The sequence below is a fragment of the Myxosarcina sp. GI1(2024) genome (assembly GCF_053543375.1).
In genome coordinates, this window is sequence record NZ_JBKGTY010000009.1 from 126,296 (window position 1) to 129,796 (window position 3,501).

The 3,501-nt window shown below is 38.0% G+C and carries 4 protein-coding genes and 1 pseudogene; 2 read left to right on the forward strand and 3 right to left on the reverse strand.

Annotation, left to right across the window (positions count from 1 at the left end; translation table 11 throughout):
* Window positions 1–682 (reverse strand): annotated as a pseudogene (locus ACLFKQ_RS24830) (IS1 family transposase); the annotation flags it as partial.
* A gap of 108 nt (window positions 683–790) precedes the next feature.
* On the reverse strand, window positions 791–1,729 hold the full coding sequence (locus ACLFKQ_RS24835) for a tyrosine-type recombinase/integrase (RefSeq protein ID WP_449002362.1): 939 nt from the start codon (window positions 1,727–1,729) through the stop codon (window positions 791–793).
* Between the two features lie 174 nt (window positions 1,730–1,903).
* On the opposite strand from ACLFKQ_RS24835, the gene ACLFKQ_RS24840 reads away from it, so the two are divergent.
* Complete coding sequence (locus ACLFKQ_RS24840; protein ID WP_449002363.1) at window positions 1,904–2,203, forward strand: type II toxin-antitoxin system HigB family toxin; 300 nt, start codon at window positions 1,904–1,906, stop codon at window positions 2,201–2,203.
* Window positions 2,187–2,585: a helix-turn-helix domain-containing protein gene (locus ACLFKQ_RS24845; protein WP_449002364.1), complete on the forward strand. Its 399-nt coding sequence runs from the start codon at window positions 2,187–2,189 to the stop codon at window positions 2,583–2,585. Before ACLFKQ_RS24840 ends, ACLFKQ_RS24845 begins: the two co-directional genes overlap by 17 nt.
* Before the next feature lie 144 nt (window positions 2,586–2,729).
* Here ACLFKQ_RS24845 and ACLFKQ_RS24850 read toward each other — a convergent pair.
* Window positions 2,730–3,501, reverse strand: a 772-nt coding sequence (locus tag ACLFKQ_RS24850; RefSeq protein WP_449002365.1) for a PIN domain-containing protein, incomplete at its 5' end; no start/stop codon positions are given.

A 3,501-nucleotide genomic window follows, 5' to 3' on the forward strand; every position in this document is an offset into this window, starting at 1 on the left:
GAACATCGAAAAATCTGAGATAGTGAATTAGCTGTCGGATTGAATGCTTGAGCATCTCAACTGATGTTTGAATAACAAAGCGTTTTGCGGTGTAATCGAGCTAAATAATGTCTCAGCCTGGTGTTTTCTCCTTCAACTCTGGTCATATAAGTTTTACAAATTATTTGGTCGCCGTCGGGAATAAAACCAGGATATACTTTCCAGCCATCGGTAACATAGAAATAACACTGCCATTTTTGGACAATCTCCCAGAGTGGTTCAAAAGTTTCGGAACTGCGATCGCCCAAAACCCACCCTAAAATTCCTGGTCTGAAGTGATCTACTGCTGTCCAGAGCCAAATCTGGTTTTTTTCTGACCAACAAAGGTTTCCAATTCATCTAATTCTCCTACTTGTGGAATTGTTTCTGGCTCATAAGCATCTGCAAGTAATCTTCCAACTTCTCTGACCCCAGTAATGATGGTGGTATGGTGGACTCCTTTGACTCTTTCTATGGCTCTAAAACCCATGCCGTTAACATACATTTTTAAGCATTCACCCTTAGTCTCTTCTGAATCGCCACGACTGGTTTCGTAATCAGTAATGAACTGGCGATCGCAATTGACACAAATATAATTTTGTTTTCCTTGTCTGTTTTTTCCATTCTTTCGGATGTGTTCCGATTTACATTCTCGACATTGCATGATTTTTCGCTAATTCATATTTTAATTATGCAACGCCTCCCTTTGATATCGAGAAAGAATCAAAAAGAATAAGTCTTAGACCTCTGCGTAAACCATCGAGAACTTGAGTTAAATAATTATAATTATACGTCCAGCGTTGTTTTTTGTCCGTTTGCTGTCGCAACGCCTAATCGAACTGTGCCTTACCCGATGGGGACTCATCCGCTGGGTTATTCCCGCCTGTTTGCAATAGCGACGCACCAGCTTATAAATCCCATCCCCAGTTATCCGATGTCCTTTATGCTTAAAATCTAACGCCACAAACAACGGTGCTTTTTTCTTCTTGTGCTTGTAAGCTTTAGTCCAATCCAGCAGGACGTTAGTGGTCGAGGTACTTAAGCCGATAATCTCTGTCTGCGTCCCCTTACCCTTACCCAATATAGTTAATTCCCTAGACAGTGGCTCAAAATCCCCATGGTTTAATAAACTTACCTCATTGCGTCGCAGGGCATTATCCCACAACAGCTTCAACAGGGCATAATCCCGAATCCCCTGTATCTTAGAGCGATCGCAAATGTCCAACACCTTACGATATTCCTCTGCATTAATCCCGCTCGTATCCCTGTATTGCTGAACCCGTTCCCCCTTCACATCCTCCAGGGTAAACTGACAGATGCCCAACTTGCGACCCATGCTACAAAGAGTTTTAATCGAAGCCAACCGCCGATTGACAGTAGACTCTGCTAACCCTTTCTCGAATAATTTAGCTTTATAATTCAGCACCACTCCCACAGCAGCCGAACGCTCCAGGTGCAAAAACTCCAGCACCGAATCTTTAGTAGCAACCTGTCCTGTAGTTAGCCGAAAAAAGTCATTAAGGTCTTTAGAGTAAGCTTTTCTGGTACTGGGATTGCGTTTGTCGCTCGGGAATTGGGCTAGCACGTCAGGTTCTGAATTCGTAAAATGTCTCTCAATTTTGGCATTGAAAGATTTTTCTAAGTGTGAAGGAGGAGCGGCCCCGTCGAGGTTTCCTCGACATGGGAACGCGCGAGAAGTAATTTGTCCCATTATAATCGCTCTTGGAAACACTTATTTCCGATAGCGCAGTCAGTAATATCCTTACTGTACCGTTATTTGGGACTATATGTTTAAAACGGTAATTTTTAACTAAAGAACTTGAGAACTTGACATTTTATTCTCAATTCGAGAACATAGAATGACAGCTAAATTTAGTCAACCAATGTGCGTGTCATTAGTCGAAAGATTCTCCGCGATTACTGTCAATCCCATGCCGATGCCTGCGATGCTCTCTACGACTGGTACAGAGTTGCCAGTAAAGCTCGATGGCAGAATTTAACCGAAGTCCAAGTTACCTACAAAACTGCCGAAGCCGTTGGTAACTTTACCGTTTTCAACATTAAAGGCAATCGCTATCGTTTAATTGTCGATATTATCTACGAGCAGCAAAGAATTTATATCAAGTATGTTTTAACTCACGCCGAATATGACAAAAACAGGTGGAAAAATGACCCTTACTATTAATCCCTCAGACTACGCTCAATTATTGGCTAAATATCAACCCAAAGTGATTGAAACCGAAGCAGAAAACGATCGCGCCATTGAATTAGCACAAGAATTGGAACACAAAGCTAATCGCAGTTACGAGGAAGATGCGATTCTCGAATTATTAGTTACCTTGATTGAAAAATTTGAGGATGAAAACTATCCTATTTCTAAAGGGACACCTCATTCTATGTTGCTACACTTAATGGAATCCAATAAGATCAAGCAGGAAAACTTAGTTGGCGTAATTGGTTCGAGAGGTGTTGTCTCCGAAGTAGTTAATGGTAAACGCTCTATTAGCAAGGCACAGGCTAAAGCTTTAGCTGAATTTTTCTCAGTTGATGTGGGATTGTTTATTTAAAGAACTTAAAAACACATGAATTATGTGTTTAATTTAGATTCACAAGAATAAAAAAAACTAGATGGAACTATTTTTTTTAAAAAATTACCAATAATAAATTTATTAAAGATGAGGAATAAAGTTGGTTCGCTCTTATTAAAATCTTCAATCATAATATTCAGAATCAACCTCAATAGTGTTGATGGAATTATGGGGATCTAACGAAATATCTATAATTTCATCTAATAATAAATTACCTGAAGTGTTTATTAAATAAGATATATGGACTTCAACAGGTATTGTAATCTGTTGATGCACTTGTTGCTCTTCTCTTTCAACATTGTAATATCTATCATCTTCTCTATCAAAAACTGCAACTTCTAAACTATCATAACTAACATCTGCCAAGAAACTAATTTCGACATTCAATTCAAATGTCATTGTTTCATCATCAATTTCCACCAAAGTTTTGTCTTCCAATTTTACAGACTCCACTGTAATCTCTATCTCCTCACTACCACAATCTGCGAAGTCATAGCCACCACCTAACGAAAATTCTAGTTCTTCAAATTTATCTGAGATTTTTTGCTTAAATTGCTCAAAATTACTATCTAAAAATTCATAATATAGATTAATATCTTTATATTTAGTAGCTATGATTATTTGTTGTTCTAGAAACTTCTCAATATTTTCTAAACCAATTAAATTATTATTTCCTTTGCAAGCCGTTTGCCAATCATTATCTTGACTAATAACATAAATTTTAAAGTCATTATCCATAGCTTCTTTTTCTAATGCTGCTATGGCAAATGCATCAGGAAATTCATTTTTCTTTTTGCCTTCTTTAAAAGGCGGTAAGTTATTAAAATATTTGTCAAAAATATGTAAGGATTCAGGTATCAGGGTTGACAAAAAGGAAAAAGAGATTAAAGTAGCC

Excerpts from the sequence above, each read along its gene's own strand:
- ACLFKQ_RS24835 (WP_449002362.1), bottom strand. The coding sequence starts at position 1,729 with ATGGGACAAATTACTTCTCGCGCGTTCCCATGTCGAGGAAACCTCGAC.
- ACLFKQ_RS24845 (WP_449002364.1), top strand. The coding sequence starts at position 2,187 with ATGACCCTTACTATTAATCCCTCAGACTACGCTCAATTATTGGCTAAA.